At 74.0% G+C, this 16,562-nt stretch carries 13 protein-coding genes; 2 read left to right on the top strand and 11 right to left on the bottom strand.

Going from position 1 to position 16,562, the window contains the following annotated elements; all coding sequences use genetic code 11:
• The first annotated feature begins 53 nt into the window (after positions 1 to 53).
• Both ACWCPF_RS38280 and ACWCPF_RS38285 read left to right on the top strand, forming a co-directional pair.
• A complete protein-coding gene (locus ACWCPF_RS38280; protein WP_451049745.1) occupies positions 54 to 2,897 on the top strand; it encodes a DEAD/DEAH box helicase in 2,844 nt (947 codons plus the stop codon).
• Positions 2,897 to 5,011 carry an SWIM zinc finger family protein gene (locus ACWCPF_RS38285; RefSeq protein WP_451049746.1) on the top strand — a complete coding sequence of 705 codons (2,115 nt, stop codon included), beginning with the start codon at positions 2,897 to 2,899 and terminating at the stop codon, positions 5,009 to 5,011. Before ACWCPF_RS38280 ends, ACWCPF_RS38285 begins: the two co-directional genes overlap by 1 nt.
• A gap of 10 nt (positions 5,012 to 5,021) precedes the next feature.
• On the opposite strand, the gene ACWCPF_RS38290 is transcribed toward ACWCPF_RS38285, so the two are convergent.
• From ACWCPF_RS38290 to ACWCPF_RS38340, 11 genes are all read right to left on the bottom strand, one after another.
• Positions 5,022 to 5,639 (bottom strand): TetR/AcrR family transcriptional regulator, encoded by a 618-nt coding sequence (locus tag ACWCPF_RS38290; protein WP_451049747.1) that lies wholly within the window; start codon positions 5,637 to 5,639, stop codon positions 5,022 to 5,024.
• Positions 5,636 to 7,198 (bottom strand): FAD-dependent monooxygenase, encoded by a 1,563-nt coding sequence (locus ACWCPF_RS38295; RefSeq protein ID WP_451049748.1) that lies wholly within the window; start codon positions 7,196 to 7,198, stop codon positions 5,636 to 5,638. The genes ACWCPF_RS38290 and ACWCPF_RS38295 overlap by 4 nt, the downstream gene beginning before the upstream one ends.
• A gap of 170 nt (positions 7,199 to 7,368) precedes the next feature.
• Positions 7,369 to 7,896 carry an ACT domain-containing protein gene (locus tag ACWCPF_RS38300; protein WP_451049749.1) on the bottom strand — a complete coding sequence of 176 codons (528 nt, stop codon included), beginning with the start codon at positions 7,894 to 7,896 and terminating at the stop codon, positions 7,369 to 7,371.
• Complete coding sequence (locus tag ACWCPF_RS38305; RefSeq protein WP_451049750.1) at positions 7,896 to 8,513, bottom strand: NADPH-dependent FMN reductase; 618 nt, start codon at positions 8,511 to 8,513, stop codon at positions 7,896 to 7,898. The genes ACWCPF_RS38300 and ACWCPF_RS38305 overlap by 1 nt, the downstream gene beginning before the upstream one ends.
• Positions 8,510 to 10,441 carry an FAD-dependent monooxygenase gene (locus tag ACWCPF_RS38310; protein ID WP_451049751.1) on the bottom strand — a complete coding sequence of 644 codons (1,932 nt, stop codon included), beginning with the start codon at positions 10,439 to 10,441 and terminating at the stop codon, positions 8,510 to 8,512. Before ACWCPF_RS38310 ends, ACWCPF_RS38305 begins: the two co-directional genes overlap by 4 nt.
• A complete protein-coding gene (locus tag ACWCPF_RS38315; protein WP_451049752.1) occupies positions 10,434 to 11,399 on the bottom strand; it encodes an outer membrane protein assembly factor BamB family protein in 966 nt (321 codons plus the stop codon). The genes ACWCPF_RS38310 and ACWCPF_RS38315 overlap by 8 nt, the downstream gene beginning before the upstream one ends.
• Positions 11,369 to 12,646, bottom strand: coding sequence for a phenylacetate--CoA ligase family protein (locus tag ACWCPF_RS38320; RefSeq protein WP_451049753.1), 1,278 nt, complete (start codon positions 12,644 to 12,646; stop codon positions 11,369 to 11,371). The genes ACWCPF_RS38315 and ACWCPF_RS38320 overlap by 31 nt, the downstream gene beginning before the upstream one ends.
• Positions 12,643 to 13,134 carry a hypothetical protein gene (locus tag ACWCPF_RS38325; protein WP_451049754.1) on the bottom strand — a complete coding sequence of 164 codons (492 nt, stop codon included), beginning with the start codon at positions 13,132 to 13,134 and terminating at the stop codon, positions 12,643 to 12,645. The genes ACWCPF_RS38320 and ACWCPF_RS38325 overlap by 4 nt, the downstream gene beginning before the upstream one ends.
• A gap of 31 nt (positions 13,135 to 13,165) precedes the next feature.
• A complete protein-coding gene (locus ACWCPF_RS38330; RefSeq protein ID WP_451049755.1) occupies positions 13,166 to 14,446 on the bottom strand; it encodes a phenylacetate--CoA ligase family protein in 1,281 nt (426 codons plus the stop codon).
• Positions 14,443 to 15,213: an amidohydrolase family protein gene (locus tag ACWCPF_RS38335; RefSeq protein WP_451049756.1), complete on the bottom strand. Its 771-nt coding sequence runs from the start codon at positions 15,211 to 15,213 to the stop codon at positions 14,443 to 14,445. Before ACWCPF_RS38335 ends, ACWCPF_RS38330 begins: the two co-directional genes overlap by 4 nt.
• Complete coding sequence (locus ACWCPF_RS38340) at positions 15,203 to 16,504, bottom strand: 3-dehydroquinate synthase II (RefSeq protein WP_451049757.1); 1,302 nt, start codon at positions 16,502 to 16,504, stop codon at positions 15,203 to 15,205. The genes ACWCPF_RS38335 and ACWCPF_RS38340 overlap by 11 nt, the downstream gene beginning before the upstream one ends.
• Positions 16,505 to 16,562 lie beyond the last annotated feature (58 nt).

Consider the following 16,562-nt stretch of genomic DNA (forward strand, 5'->3'; position numbering starts at 1 on the left):
CGTAGAGTCGAAGACGACTGATCCGACACGCGGGCGGGAGGTGGACACCAGGCATGCGCGCCCTGGCCGACGACGACACGGCATCGACGCAGACGGCCTCCGTCCCGCTGCGGCTCGCCGCCGTCTTCCTGCCCGCGCCCCTCCCGCGCGAGGGCCGCGTCGCCTTCTGGGACCCGGCCGACGCCGCCCTGCCCGTCGAGGCGGACGCGGAGCGCACGGAGCTGACCGTCGTGCGCCGCCACGGTTCCTCGATCCGCCGCAGGCAGGCCCCCGCCCTGTCCCTGCCGCTCGACAAGGCGCTCCCGCTGCTCGTGCGCGCCCGCCGAGACCCCGCCGCCCACCCGGCGACGGCCTGCTGGGGCGCCGCCGCGCTGCACGCGCTGCGGCTCACCGCCCGCGGCCGCCTGCTGCCCGGTCTGACGCCCACCGGGCACGACGCCTGGCGGGCGGGCCCGCTGGACCCGGAGGACATCGCCCACCTGCGCGCGGTCGCCGCCGCGCTCCCGTCCGAGGGCCACGCCGTGCCGCTCCCCGGCCCCGGCCCGCTCCGGCTGCCCCGCCCGGAGGCCCTGATGCGATCCTTCCTGGACGCCGTCGCGGACACCATGCCCCGCACCCCGGCCGCGCCCCACGCGTGCGGGAAGCCCTTCGCGGACCGCCGGCCCCAGCGGCTGCCCGGCGCGCACGACTGGGCCGCCGAGGTAGCCGCGGGCATGGACGCGGGCGTGCGGATCTCGCTCCGCCTCGACCTGAACGCCTACGACCTGTTCGACGACGACGGCGGCGGGCGGGGGCGCAGCGCGGGCGCGGCCGTCGTCCAGGTGCACAGCCTCGCCGACCCCACCCTGGTGACCGACGCGGCGGCCCTGTGGGCGGGCGCGGCCGACGCCGCCTTCGGGGCACGCGCCCGCGTGGACGCGGCCCTCGCGGTGCGGCGCGCGGCCCGCGTCTGGCCGCCGCTCGCCCGGCTCGCCGAACAGGACGCGCCGGACGTCCTGGCCCTGTCCGAGGACGAACTGGGCGATCTGCTCGGCGTGGCGGCGACCCGGCTGGCGGCCGCCGGCGTCGCCGTGCACTGGCCCAGGGACCTGGCGCAGGACCTCGCCGCGGCCGCCGTGGTCCGCCCCGCACCGGGCTCGGCGACCGACGGCACCGGCTTCTTCGAGAGCGAGGAACTGCTGCAGTTCCGCTGGCAGCTGGCGCTCGGCGGCGACCCGCTCAGCGAGGCCGAGATGGACCTGCTGGCGGAGGCCCACCGCCCGGTGGTCCGGCTGCGCGACCAGTGGGTCCTGGTCGACCCGGCGCTGGTGCGCAAGGCCCGCAAGCGCGAGCTGGGCCTACTGGACCCGGTCGACGCCCTGTCCGTCGCCCTCACCGGCACCGCGGAGGTCGACGGCGAGACCGTGGCGGCCGTCCCCGTCGGCGCCCTGGCCACCCTGCGCGACCGACTCACCGCAGGGGTGCACCCCGCCGAACCGCCCGCCGGCCTGCACGCCACCCTGCGCGACTACCAGCTGCGCGGCCTGGCCTGGCTGGACCTCATGACCTCCCTCGGCCTCGGCGGCTGCCTCGCCGACGACATGGGCCTCGGCAAGACGATCACCCTGATCGCCCTGCACCTCAAGCGCGCCCGCACCGAGCCGACCCTGGTGGTCTGCCCGGCCTCCCTGCTGGGCAACTGGCAGCGCGAGATCACCCGCTTCGCGCCCGGCGTCCCCGTCCGCCGCTTCCACGGCCCCGAGCGCAGCCTGACGGACCTGTCCGGCGGCTTCGTCCTCACCACCTACGGCACCATGCGCTCGGCGGCCCCCGCACTGGCCGAACAGCCCTGGGGCATGGTCGTCGCGGACGAAGCCCAGCACGTCAAGAACCCCTACTCGGCGACGGCGAAGGCGCTGCGCACGATCCCGACGACCGCGCGCGTGGCGCTCACCGGCACCCCCGTCGAGAACAACCTCTCCGAGCTGTGGGCCCTGCTCGACTGGACGACACCGGGACTGCTCGGCCCGCTGAAGTCCTTCCGCGCCCGGCACGCGCGCGCGGTGGAGAACGGCGAGGATGCGCAGGCGGTGGAGCGCCTCGCCCGTCTGGTCCGCCCGTTCCTGCTGCGCCGCAAGAAGTCCGACCCCGGCATCGTGCCCGAGCTGCCGCCCAAGACCGAGACCGACCACCCGGTCCCGCTCACCCGGGAACAGGCCGCGCTGTACGAGGCGGTGGTGCGGGAGTCCCTGCTGGCCATCGAGACGGCGGACGGCATCGCCCGCCGCGGCCTGGTCCTGAAACTGCTGGGCGCGCTGAAGCAGATCTGCGACCACCCGGCCCTGTACCTCAAGGAGGAGGCCGCCTCCGCCGGCGACGCCCTGGCCGCCCGCTCCGGCAAACTCGCCCTGCTGGACGAGCTGTTGGACACCCTGCTCGCGGAGGACGGCTCGGCCCTCGTCTTCACGCAGTACGTCGGCATGGCCCGCCTGATCACCGAGCACCTCACCGCCCGCGCGGTCCCGGTCGAACTCCTGCACGGCGGCACCCCGGTACCCGAGCGGGAGCGGATGGTGGACCGCTTCCAGAGCGGCGCGACCCCGATCCTCGTCCTGTCCCTGAAGGCCGCCGGCACCGGCCTGAACCTCACCCGCGCAGGCCATGTCGTCCACTTCGACCGCTGGTGGAACCCGGCGGTGGAGGAGCAGGCCACCGACCGCGCCTACCGCATCGGCCAGACCCAGCCGGTCCAGGTGCACCGCCTGATCACCGAGGGCACGGTCGAGGACCGCATCGCGGAGATGCTCGAGGCGAAGCGCGCCCTGGCCGACGCGATCCTCGGCTCCGGCGAGTCGGCGCTGACCGAACTGACGGACCGTGAACTGTCCGACCTGGTCAGGCTGCGGAGGGAGGCGTGATGGGGGAGAAGGAGGAGACCACGGCCGCCGAGGTGTCCGAGGTGTCCGAGGAGCCGGGTCGGGAGGGGTCGGCGGTCTCCGAGGTGCACGAGGAGCCGGGGTCGAGGCCCGCCGACGAGGCCCGCCGCGCGCTGCGGGAGGCCCGCGAACGGCGGCAGGAACAGGCACAGAAGCAGGAACGCCCCGAAAGCCCCGCCGCCAGGCCGGGCGACGCGGCGCGCGCGGCCCTGCGGCGGACGCCGGCACTCGCCCCCGCACCCGCCCCCGACGCCACGCCCGTGGCGGACACCCCGGCAGCCGACCCCGTCCCGGTCTCCGAACCGGCCCCTGCTCCACAGGCCTCCACTCCGCAGGCCTCCACCGCGAACATCACCGCGGGCCCGCGCCCCGGGGACGTCGCCCGGGAGGCGCTGCGCGCGGCGCGGGCGCGGGCGCAGGCGCGTCAGGGTTCGGCCGAAGCGGGGGCAGGGGCGGGAGCGGAAGCGAGGGAGTCGGCCGCTCACGATCACCCGCGCCACGGCCCCCGTTCCCCCTCCCGGCCGCGCCCCGGCGCCGAAGCCCGCCTCGCCGAGGCCCGCCCAACCCGCTCTCCGAGCCGCCCGCGCGACCTCGTCGCCGAGGAACGCGCGCGTGTCGTGCGGGAGTCGCTCGCGGGCGCCTTCCGGATGCCGTCCCACGAGCACGAGCACGAGCACGAGCATGAGCACGAGACGGCCGAGCCGGAGGCCGAGTTCGCGTCCGGGCCCGAGCCCCAGCCCGATTTCGCGTTCGACGCAGACGCAGATACAGCTACAGATGCAGACGGGGACGGGGGTTTGTTCTCCCCGGTCGCCGAACCGTCCCGCGCCGCGCGCTCGATGGCCGCTCCCTCCCGGGACGGCGACCACCGCCGCACCTTCCCCGCCTTCCCGCCGCGCACCGGCGGCTCGTTCGCCGAGACCTGGTGGGGCAACGCCTGGGTCGCCGCGCTCGAAGAGGGCGCCCTGGACCCGGGCCGCCTCGCCCGCGGGCGCGGTTACGCCGAGCAGGGGAACGTGGACGCGATCACGGTCACCCCCGGGCACGTCCTGGCGTACGTCCAGGGCAGCCGCCCCCGTCCGTACCGCGTGCAGGTGCGGCTGCGCACCCTGGGCGAGGAGGACTGGGAGCGTTTCCTGGACGCCGCCGTCGAGCGGCCCGGGCACATCGCCGCCCTGCTCGACAAGGAGCTGCCCGAGTCCCTGGCCGAGTGCGGGGTGCCCCTGCTGCCCGGCCCGGGCGACCTCGAACCGCAGTGCAGCTGCCCCGACCGCGGGCACCCCTGCAAGCACGCCGCCGCCCTCTGCTACCAGAGCGCGCGACTGCTCGACGCCGACCCGTTCGTGCTGCTCCTGCTGCGCGGCCGGGGCGAACGCGAGCTGCTCGACGCGCTGTCGCGCCGCAACGCCGCCCGCGCGGCCCGCGCCGCCCAGGAACAGGAACCGGAGCCCCTGCCGGGCGTGCGGGCCGCGGAGGCCCTCGCCGAGCGTCGACTCCCGCCCCTGCCGGCCCCGTTGCCGGTGCCCCCGCACCCCGAGCAGCCCCCGGCCTACCCGTCCGCGCCGGGCGGCCCGGACTCCTTCGCGCTGGACCATCTGGCGACCGACGCGGCGGCCCGCGCCCACGCCCTGCTGCTCTCCGGGCAGGACGAGATCGGCGAACTGACCCTCTGGCAGGACGCCGTACGGCTCGCCGCCTCCCGCCCCGGCTCCGGGCTCACGGCCGCCACCCGCTCCCTGTACGCCTCGCTCGCCGCGGCCGCCGGCCGTACCCCGTCCGAGCTGGCGCGCGCGGTGGCCGCCTGGCGACAGGGCGGGCCGGACGGGCTCGTCGTCCTGGAGGAGGACTGGGATCCGCCGGCCGGACGCTTCGACCGGGCCCGCCCCCTGCTCCTCGCCGCCGACCTGCCCGCCTTCCGCCCTCGCCGCAACCACCTCACCCACCCGCGCGGTCACGTCCAACTCCGCTTCGGCCGCGACGGACTGTGGTACGCCTACGAGTCGGAACCGGGCCACGACGACTGGTGGCCGCGCGGCACCCCCGACCCGGATCCGGTGGGCGCGCTCACCGGCCTGGGCGGTGCCGACGACATGTGACCACCGTGGCTCACCCGGCCGGCCGCGCGCCGGCGCCCGCGAGCACGGCGTCCACGACCCGCTCCGGCAGATCGGCGTCGAGCGCCTCGCTCGGCAGGAGGACGCTGCGGACCAGGACCGGGCCGATCAGCAGGTCGTTGAGGAGGGCCACGTCGACGTCGGACCGGATCTCCCCGTCCGCGACACCGCGCCGCAGCACCGCGAGGGCCGTCTGCCGCCACGGCTCGATCACCTCGCCGGCATAGACCTCCCAGAGCTTCGGCAGCGTCCTGACGTGCGCCAGCACATCGTGGACGAGCAGCGGAGCGCGCGGGGCGGTGTGATGGCGGCGCACGTTCTCCAGCAGGGCGACCAGATCGTCCCGCACAGAGGTGCCGGGCATGGGCACGGGGGCCGGCGCCAGGCTGCGGATGACGTCCACGCAGAGGGATTCCTTCGTCGCCCATCTGCGGTAGACGGTGGCCTTGCCGACGCCCGCGGTGCGCGCTATCCGCTCCACGGAGAGATCGCCGAGCGCGATCCCGTCGTCCAGGAGCCGGACCACCGCCGCCATGATGGCCCGGTCCGCCGCCTTGCTGCGCGGCCGCCCCCGCACCGCCGCGGGCGGACCGTCCCGGCCGACGGTCATGCGCCGTGCAGCCGGGCCAGAGCGCCGGCCAGCACGGCGGCGGCGTCCGGGCCGGCCGACTCCGCGCGCCAGCCGACGAACCCGTCGGGGCGGACCAGCACGGCGCTCCCGGGCCCCATCCGGTACGTCTCCAGGAAGTCGCCCTGCGGGCAGTGCAGCGACTCGCCGTCCCCGATCCGGTAGGCCGCCAGGGGGGTGCCGGCCGTCGAGGCGCTGCGCGCGGCCGCGATCCAGTCGTCGCCGTCCGGGCCGGTGAGCAGGGTGAAGCCGGGGCCGAACAGGTCCAGGACGGAGATCGGGGTCCCGTGGCGCAGCAGGGTCACGTGGGGCGCCCGGGCGCCGGGGCGCGCACTCGGGTGGAAGGGGTCCTCGGCGATGTCCTGCCCCGCGCCGGGGCCGACGGCCGCCGCCGGGTAGCGGTAGCCGAGCTGCACCGTGGCCCGGTCCACCGCCCGGTCGGTTCGGCCCAGCCGGGCGAGCGTCTGCTCGACGGTGAAGTCCGCCACCGGCCGCCGTTCCGCGTCGTAGGAGTCCAGCAGGGCGTCCTGCGCCGCTCCGCGCAGCACGGCGGCCAGCTTCCAGGCGAGGTTGTGCGCGTCCTGGACGCCGGTGTTGCCGCCGAACCCGCCCGTCGGCGGCATCGCGTGGGCCGCGTCCCCGACGAGGAACACCCGTCCCTCGCGGAACCGGTCGGCGACCAGCGCCGCGCTCTCCCACGCCATGGCGCTGTGCACCTCGACCTGCACATCGGACAGGTCGGCCGCGATCCGCACCAGTTGGCGGACGCGCGCGTGCAGCGCCTCGGGGCTCGTGTCCGTGGCGCTGTCGTAGGGGAAGCCGATCTGCCACAGCCGGGAGTCGCTGTTGCCGCGGGCGAACAGGAACGCCCCGGCCCGCTTGACGATCACCGCCATGGCGCGGCGCCCGCGCAGCACCGGCGTCAGGTCCGCGTCGAAGATCGCGCTGACGGAGCGGCCCATCGCCCCGGGGCCGTGGCGGTCGATGCCGAGCCGCTCGCGGACGGGGCTGCGGATGCCGTCGGCGGCCAGCAGATAGTCGCACTCCACCCGCCAGGCGTCGCCGGTGTCCCGGTCCCGCAGGACGGCCGTGACCCGGTCGGCGTCCTGGTCGAACTCCACCAGCGTGGTGCCGAACCGGATGTCCGCGCCCAGTTCCACCGCCCGGTCCGCGAGCAGCGGCTCCAGCAACTGCTGGTCGCACAGCCGCATCCCGGTGGGGCTGATCTCCAGCGTCTCGTCCTCGTGGTCGCCGGTGGGCTGGTAGTGGGCGTCGGCCAGGGTGTCCGTCACGACGAACCCGATGGGCCCGGGGTCGCCGGCCTTGCGCACCTGCTCCTCCAGGCCCACCGAGCGCAGGAGTTCCATGGAACGGGCGGTCACCAGCCGGGCCCGGGGGTGGACGGAGGTCCCCGGGTGCTGCTCGACCAGCAGACAGTCGACGCCCTGCGCGGCCAGGAAGAGCGCCGACGACAGGCCGCTGAGACTGCCGCCCACCACCAGCACGGACACAGTCGACGTTCGGCCGGGGGGCTGGGCCATCGGGATCCTCCACGGGGTGAGCGGTTGCGTCGGGGCGGGCGTCGGACCACGGCGGGCGTCGGAGCGATGGCGCGCGTCGGACCACGGCGGGCGTCGGACCGCGGCGCGTGTCGGGTCAGGTCACGCGTCGGGCCCGGCAGCCGTCGGGTCGTGCTCCGGTCCGGCCCGGATCATGCTTCGCTGAGACGATAACGCGGTTGCCCGGACGGCGAGTTGACCCGATCGCGGCCCAGGCCGAAAGCCAGCGCGAGCGCCTGCGCGGCCACCGCGGCGCGGTGCCGCGGGGTGACCGCCGTGATCCGGGTGTCGGTGACCGACACGAAGTCGACCGGGATGCCGCCCCGGGCGAGCGCCTCGAAGAACTGGGCCACGATCCGGGTGTGCGAGGCCAGCGCCGCGCCGGACAGCGCCACGGTTCCGACGCCGGCGTCCTGGCCCAGCGAGGTGAACCCGATGGCGTGCCGGGCCCGGCCGAGGGCGGCGACCACCGCGAGCGCGTCGGGCTCGGGCACCACCAGCGCGACCTCGCGCAGCCCCGGCGCCGGACACCCGTACCGGACCGGTTCCGGCCGGGTCGACGCGTCCGCGCAGGCCCGGAAGACCGCCGCCACCGCGTCGGACCGGTCCGGGACGCCGCTCAGGGTGATCTTCACCGCCCGGGTGTCGTAGTGCGCGCCGAGGACGGTCGGCTGCTCCATCAGCCCACCGCCTGCCGGGACCGCGGAGGCGACGGGCTGTGCGCCGTCCGGCGGATGCGGGCGAACTCGAACAGATCGGCTCCGAGGGTCTCCAACTGGCCGACGACCTTCTCGCTGAGCCCGCCGTGCGCGGCGATCCGCTGCGTACGGTCGTCCTCCGTGCCGACGGCCACCCCGAGCGGCGCCGGCCAGCCCCGCAGCGCGTGCACGATCTGGCGCAGACCGTGCAGGGTGGCCGCGGCGCCCTGGCCCCCCGCGCCGACCCCGATGCAGCCGACCGCCCGCTGCTCCAGGTAGGGCCGGCGGTCGTCGCGCAGCCCCTCCAGATAGTCCAGGGCGTTCTTGACCAGGCCGGAGACCCCGCCGTGGTAGGCGGGGGAGGCCACGAGCACCGCGTCGGCCTCGGACACCGCGGCGAGCATCCGGGTCACCGTCGGCGGGACGGCGGAGGCGGAGGGGTCGTAGGGCGGCAGCCGCAGCCGCTCTCCCGTGAAGAACTCCACCTCGGCGCCGAGCGCCGTGGCCACCGAGGCCGCGCAGCGCAGCGCGGCCTCGGTGGTGGAGGCGCCGGAGGGCGAGCCGAGGCTGCCGCCGATCGCCACCATGCGGACGGTCATGACTTGACCCCGACCGCGAGGCCGTCGCCCAGCGGAAGCAGCGTGGTGAACAGGGACGGCTCGGCCAGCATCTCGTCGAGCATCTCGCCCACCGCGCGGCCCATCGGCTCGTCGCCGTAGCCGGTCAGACAGGCCCCGTTCCAGAACACGTTGTCGGCGACGAACAGACCGCCGGTGCGCAGCCGTGGCAGCGCCTCGCGCAGCACCGTCGGATACAGCCGCTTGTCGATGTCGCACAGGACCATGTCGAAGTCGCCCTCGACGGACCGGAAGCTGTCCACGGCGTCCCCGACCAGGAACTCCACGCGGTCCGCGACCCCGGCCTTGTCGAGGAACCCGCGGGCGCGCTCGGCGAGGTTCTCGTCGGACTCGGTGTAGTAGACCTTGCCCTCGGGTCCGACGGCCCGGGCCAGCCAGACGGTGGAGAACCCGATCGCCGAGCCGAACTCGAAGACCCGGCGGGAGCGGGACATCACCGCGAGCTGCCACAGCAGCCGGCCGGACAGCGGGCCGATGATCGGCACCTGGTGCTGCCAGGCGTACATCCCCATCTCGGTCATCACGGGGTCGTTCTTCGGGGTCTTGCGCCAGGCCCAGTTGAGGATCTCGTCGTAGCGGAAGCCGAAGTTGTAGATGCGGTCCGGGATCGCCGGGGAGGCGCCCTGCGCCGCGCCCGCGTTCGCGCCTGCGCCTGCGCTCGCCGCCGGAGCGGGTGCGGCGGCGGCCGGCGTCTGCCAGGCCTCCGGACCGAGCGCCATCGAGCGGAACATCTGCTGCAGGCCCGCGGCCACCGCCTCGGCCGCGGGGCCGCCCGAGCCGTCGGTGTCCGGGGCGGCCGCCTGGGTCTGGAACTTCGCGATGTTCTCGACCAGCGGCCTGCGCTCCTGCTCGTACTCCCGCAGCGACGCCGCCGACAGATCGTCGGCCTCCAGGGCCCGCAGCGCGGTGCGCGCGGCCGACGCGGCGTCGTACAGGGCCAGGTTCATGTTCTGGCCGCCGAACGTCGTCAGGCTGTGCGCGGTGCTGCCGATGAGCATCACCGAGTCGGTGACCCAGGCGTCGGCGATATGGCCCGGGAAGGAGTGGTGGCGTACGTCGTCCCAGCCGCGGATGCCTTCGAGGGCGGGCGCCAGCCGTGGCTCGACCGACAGGATCCGTATCCGCAGAGCGTCGAAGCCCGCCGCCTTCACCTCGTCGAACGAACCGCTGCGGATGCCCCACAGCACGCTCACCTCGTCGGGCGAGTAGGCCGCCAGACCCAGGTAACGGTTGCCGTCCGAGCGGTAGTTGCTCAGCACGGACGGCCAGTCGGCGGGACGCGGGGCGAGGAAGGTGATCGCCTCGTAGTCCCAGGTGGTCGGCTGGACGGTGATGCCGGCCAGGGCGCGGGTCGGCGAGCCCTCGCCGTCCGCCGCCACGACGAGCCGGCACTCGACGACCTGCTCGGCGCCGTCGTCGCTCCCGCCGTCGCCGGTGGTGAACGCCACGCCGTTCAGCGTGCCGTAGGCGTCCTTGAGCAGCGTGGTCACCTTCGCCCCGTCGAAGAGGCGGAAGGAGTCGTGCCGTGCGAGTTCGTCCAGGAACGCGTGCTGCATGGTGCGGTAGGGCACCCCGAGCCCGTAGGGGTAGGGGCTGCTGTCGAGGTCGGCGTAGCGCAGGGCGGCGATCCGCGGCCCGTTGACGTAGTAGTCGTACCCGTCGAGCTTGTGCGTGGCCGCTTCGATCGCCTCGCGGACGCCGAGCCGGTCGAGCGCCTTGATGGCGCCGGGCTGGATCAGCATGGTCTGCCGTTTGCCGGTGCGGTCGGTCTCCCGGTCGACGACGGCGACGTCCCGGCCCGCGTCGACCAGAGCCTTGGCCAGCGCCAGTCCGTGCGGGCCGGCGCCGATGACGCAGACGTCGACCTTGGCAGCAATGTGGTCAGGCATGTGCGTGGTTCCTCACGTGTGGTGTGTGCCGCAGGAAATAGAGCCGGCCGTCGGCCGAGCCGGCCGCGATGTCGGACCCGGAACGGGCCGCTCGCAGGACGGTGTGGCCCGCCCGGTGGCGGCCCAGTTCGCGGCCCTGGAGATCGAGCAGATAGAGGTGGTGGTCGGCCGAGGCCACGGCGATCGTGGCGTCGTCGGCCGCCGTGCTCTTGACCCACGAGCCCGTGGTGAAGCGCCACTGCTCCGCGAGCCGCGCCGAGTAGGCGCGCAGGGTGCCGTCGACGCAGGCCACCAGGACGCCCCCGCCGAGGCCCGTCACCTCGCGCACGGCGGGCGTCGGCTCCCGGCGGACCAGGCGGCCGTCGTCGGCGAGGAGCAGCAGCGCGCCCTCGGCGGTGCCCGCCACGAAGCCCTCGGCCACCGCGGCGCAGCCGTAGACCGGCAGGTCCTGTGCGTGGCGCCAGAGCACCTCGCCGGTCTGCGCCGACCGGCAGGTCACCGAGCCCTCCATGCTGGACGTGACGACCAGAGCGCGGGCCAGGGCGACCTCCCAGGCCGAGTCGCCGTCCTGCCGCCAGCGGGTCTCCAGCGCGTCGTCCAGCCGGGCCACGGAGCCGTTGCGGCCGACCGACAGCCAGCCGTCCGCGCACCGGGCCAGCCGCCAGCCGCCGAGTCCCGGCCGCCGCGCGACGACCGCGCCCGCGGCGTCGACCCGCACCAGGTCCCCCGACTCCAGCGAGACCAGCCAGCCGTCGGCGTGCGCGGCCAGATCGGTCACGGGGCAGTCCAGGCGCACCCGGTGCTCGGGGCGGTCCGCGCCCCGGCGGCCCAGGGCCAGTTCGCCGGCCGCGGTGGCGGCCGCCGCCCGGCCGGCGTCGAGCCGCACCGAGGTGACCCAGTCGCCGAGGTCCCAACTCCCCAGCAGGGTCAGCTGCGGACGACGTGTGTCAGTTTCCAATTCTTGAACCCCCCTCCCCGCTTGGTGAGTTCGTTGAAGTCGAAGGTCAACTCGACGTCCATGGCCAGCCCGTGGGAGAGCAGCCCCTCCTCGGCCTCGCGCCGGATGCGCACGCACTCGGCGTCGCTGCCGTGATCGCGTTCCACCTCCAGGCAGAGCACGGCCCGGCCGTCGTCCTCCAGCCGGATGCAGTAGCCGATCAGCCCGCGGATCGCGAATACCAGCTCCTCCACCTCGTACGGGCGGACCGTGCGGCCCGCGACGACGAGTTCGTCGGAGACCCGGCCCAGCACGCGCACCACCGGAAGGTCGAGCCCGCACGGACAGGCGTCGGGCTCGCGCCGCACGAGGTCGCCGGTGCGATAGCGCAGCAGCGGACGGGCGTCCGCGGTGAGCGTGGTCACCACCAGCTCGCCGTCGCCGGAGTCGGTGATCCGGCCCGTCCTCGGGTCGAGCCACTCGAAGTGGTACATGTGCTCCAGCAGATGCATCCGCTTCTCGGGGCAGGACGTGCAGCAGGTGCCGAGTTCGGAGGACCCGTAGGAGTTGATGTAGACCTCGGCGCCCCACAGCCGTTCCAGCATGCCGCGCATCGGCTCGGTGAGCAGTTCGCCCAGCAGCAGGATCTTCCGGATGCCGAAGTCCCTGGGCGCGAGGCCCCGGTTCTTCAGCTCGGCGTACAGGTGCAGGCACAGGCCCGGCGTGGTCAGGGCGGTGGTGATGCCGGTCTGGCGGCAGATCCGGACGATCTGGTCCCAGCCCGACACCCCACGGGTGAAGGGGAACGCGCGGACGCTGAAGACGTCCATCTCCTCCAGCCCGTAGACCATCGCGTCGGCGACCGGCGCGATGTCGGAGGGGACCATCAGGATCGCCTTGTCGGTCCGGGGCTCCAGGATCCTGCGCCAGTTCAGCAGCAGCCCCTGGGTGTTGGACTCGATGTCCCGCCGGGTCTTGGGCGTCGGCGTCGGAGCGCCGGTGGTGCCGGAGGACTCGTAGTAGCGGACGGTGTGCTCCAGCGGCACGGACAGGATGTCCAGGCCGGCCTTGCGCAGATCGTTCTTGTCGGTGAACGGCAGCCGCTCCAGCAGCCCGAAGTCGGCCTCGCTCAGCTCGTCCGGCTGGAAGGAGGACAGGACCGGGGCGTAGAAGGGGGAGTCGGCGGCCTTGCGCAGGGTGGTCCGCAGCAGCTCCAGCTGCCCGTCGGCGGGCCGGGCGCCCGCCGCCGGACGGACGGGCGCCGTCATCCCTCCTCCTCGTTCCTGGTGAACGTCCACGAGCAGCCGCCCGACTTCAGCGTGCAGGAGCTGCTGAGGTTCTGCTTGGCCGCGATCGCGGACTGCAGCTTCGTGCAGTACTCGCGGCACGGGTCGTCGAAGGTCAGCTCGATGCCCAGCCGGGCGGCGCCGCGCCGGTAGGAGAGGATCCCGCAGTCGTCGATGTCCACCACCGAGCGCTCCGCCGACTTCTGACGAACCGTCACCTCCGAGCCCCAGCAGTCGCCGAGGATGCGGGACAGGTTCTCGGTGAACGGCAGCGCGCCCTCGGTCTTGTACCGGTCCGACTGCTTGGCGGTGGCCTCGGCCGAGAAGTCGATCCACTCGTCGATCGCGCCATAGCCGTAGTTGGACACCATGTAGCGCTCCATGCCGGCCTGGGCCCGGAAGTACATCGCCTTCCACATGTCGGCCTTGGCCTCGGCGGACATCCCCGGCTGAGCCGTCTTGTCTTCCACGTCAGTCCTTCCTGGCCCGGTGACGGGCGGTCTATCGGGAGCCGGTGTACTGCAGGCCGCGCCCCTCGGCGCGTCCCAGGTGGAGGTAGACCGGCTTGAACATCGCTTCCTGTTCGACCTGGCGGTCGAGCGTCATATGGGTGCCGGCGGGGACCACGTCGATGTCGGCCCGCAGCCCCAGCCGTTCGGCCAGCGCCGCCGCGACGGCGTCGGTGCGCCCGCTCAGCGCGGCGGCCCCGGCGGCCGTGCCCTCCAGGCTCAGCCGCAGCAGGTCGCCGTCCAGCGCACCCGTCCAGAACACCGGCTCGCAGCCGAGGAGCGCCCCGTAGACGACGTCCTCGACGTCGATCGGGAACAGCTCGCGCCCCCCGGCCCGGAACCGGTCCGCCGCACGGCCGTGCACCCGCAGCTGCGGCCGCGCCGAGCCGCAGGCGCAGGCGGACTCCGACACGGTGACGACGTCGCCCATCCGGTAGCGCACGATCGGCATGGCCTGCCGGTGGAAGGAGGTCACCACGAGCTCCCCCGTGCCGTACTCCGAGCAGGAGCCGAGGACCTCGTCGAGCACCTCGAAGTGGAACCGGTCCGACCACAGGTGCAGCGAGCCGGACGCGCAGGCCCCGCCCAGCGTCGTGGTCTCGGTGGAGCCGTAGTCCGGGAACAGCCGGATCGACCAGAGCTCCTCCAGGAACCGCTGCTTGGCCGGGCTGAGCATCTCCCCGTTGACGACGGCGGCGCGCAGCGCGGGGAAGTCGGCGCGCGGATCCAGCCCCTCGGCCAGCGCCCGGCGCGCGAACAGCATCAGCTCCACGGGCATGCAGTACGCGACGCTCACCCGGTAGTCGCGCAGCAGCCGCAGCACCCTGCCGTACGGCATCAGCTCGGTGCGGTTGCCGGCCGGCACGACGGCCGCTCCGGCCCGCTGCGCCGCCCCGTGCATCTGATGGGCGGTGGACAGCATCGAGTACGGCGTCTTGACCAGGACGACGTCCTCGGGGCCGAGGCCGACGCCGTTGAGCAGCATCCGGCTCAGCCACTCGTCGATGTCCTCGGCGGTGAACAGCGAGGACGTCGGCTGCCCGGTGGTGCCGCTGGACTCGTGGACCACCGCCACCTCACGCCAGTCGACGGCGAGCAGCCCGTCCGGGTAACCCCGGCGCAGATCGTCCTTGGTCATGAACGGCAGCCGAGCGAACAGGTCCTGAGACCACGGCTCCGGCACGGTCCCGGCGGCCGACCACTTGGCGCGCAGATACGGCGAACCGCGATAGGCGCGGGTGACCGTCTCCCGCAGCCGCTCGGCATCGGTCATGGCTTTCCTCCCCTCAACAGGCGTCGCATGTTCGCGCCGAGCACCAGCGGGAGTTCCTTCTCCGCGAGCGCCAGCGACAGCTTGGTCAGCTCGACCCTCGGATGCTGGATGGGGAACTCCGAGCCGAACACGACCCGTTCGGCGCCGAGCGTGGCGACGGCCTCCTTGATGACGTGGTCGAATCCGCCGGAGGTCTCGAACAGCACGTTCTCGCTCTCCCGGATCTCCTGCGCGGCCAGCAGGTCGAAGTTGCCCCGCCCCGCGTGCCCCAGCAGGAAGTCCACGTCCGGGTTCCGGCGGGCGAGGCGCGCGTACTGCTCGACCGACAGGGGGCCGTTGCCGATGCAGTGCGCGTACACGGGCAGGGACGCGTCGCGGGCGATGTCGACGTAGGACTGGACCCGTGGATCCAGGTGGCCCACGCCGTGCACCCCGGGCGCGAACTTGATGCCCGCGCAACCACGGATCAGCTCCAGGTCGCGCTCGTCGGCCGCCCGGTGCGGGTTGGCGAAGTAGAACACCGCGAGCCGGTCCTCGCCCCGCACCGCGTCCAGCAGATCGGCGTTGTCGGCGTCGACGTCCCGGCCCGGGCCCTCCCGCACGATCGTGCGGGACAGCTCCTCGGGCGGGACGACACCGCCGACGACGAGACAGGCCGTCGAGACGCCGGTCTCGGCCATCGTCGTCAGCAGGCGCGGCAGCAGCGCGCGGTGGGCGTGGGCGTGGGCGTCGACGACGTCGACGCCGCCCCAGGCGTCACTGTTCAATGATCAGCTCATCCACCTTGACGCCGACATGGCGGCCCGGAGCCGTGGTGTAGCCGAACACCTTGTCGCCGGGCTTCAGCTCGGTGATGTTCTTCGGCAGGGAGTCGGTGCCGAAGACCCGGACGTGCCAGTCCTCCTGCATGATCGTCGTCACGACCGTGCCGTCCGGGGCCTGGGCCCTGATCTGCAGCATGGGCCGCCGCTCGATCTTGACCCGGCCGACCGTGACCGGGCGGGCGGTGCCGTCCGTCTTGACCGCCAGCACCTCCATGCCGGCCCGCAGATCGGACAGGTACCAGGTCTGGTTGTCCGGGGCCAGGACGTACATCTGCAGGCTGCCGGCGTTGACCCGGAACGGCCGGGTCGGCATGTACGGCAGCGGGTGGGTCTCGCTGGTGGCCAGGATCCCGCCGTTCGAGAAGCAGCCCAGCAGCACGCCCTCGTCCAGGCCCAGGTAGGAGGTGAAGTCGAGGCAGGCCCGGTCGCCCATGCCGACGTGCCGGGTCTCCAGCACGGTCAGCTCGGACAGCTCCTGGCCGTGGGTGCGCCCGGCCGCGACGACGACCTCGCCGAGGGCGTGGATCGCGGTCAGGTCGGTCACCTTCGTCATCACCCCGTCGGCGCCGATCTCCAGGACGCCGAAGACCACATTGGCCTCCACGCTGTCCCGGACGCCCATGACGACGTCGGTGCCGTGGTTCTGGGCGTCGGCCAGCACGATCTCCAGCGGGATCTTGGTGTCGTCCTTGAACGTCACCAGCAGCAGCCGCACCGCCCGGGTCATCTCCACGGCCAGTTCGAGCGAGGCCGGGTCGACCACGTCGACCACTGCGCCGACCGTGATGCCGATGCGGTCCTTGTGCTCCGTGAACCAGTTGCTCGCCACGACGTCCGCGTCGAGCAGCAGCACGTCGTACGTCTCGCGGATGCGGGTGAGCTTCGCTTCGGACGGCACGCCCGAGTAGATCTTCACCTTGCGCAGTCCGTCCGGCACCTGGCCGAGCTGCTCCTCGTCCACGACCACCGCGCCGCCCAGGTGCACCCGCCGCACCGCCTCGTACAGCTCGTCGAGGTTGGGGCCGTCGGTGACCTGGCGGAAGTCGTGCCAGGTGTAGCGCTTCGCGGCGGAGACCGGCCGGTTCGGCCGGCTCGGCCGGTCCGGCCGGTTCGAGGGCGGGGCGGCTTCCTCGGCCCGGACCTCGGCCGGCGGCGCGGTCTTCGCCTCGGCGGCGGGACGCTGCTTGCCGGCCGGCGCGGTGGTCTTGGTCTTGGCGTTCAGTACGTCGGTCATTTTCGCCTTCGGGTGGGTTTCGGGCTGGTTCAGGTGTGATCAGGTGAGGCCGGGTGGG

This window comes from Streptomyces sp. NPDC001858, assembly GCF_053594615.1.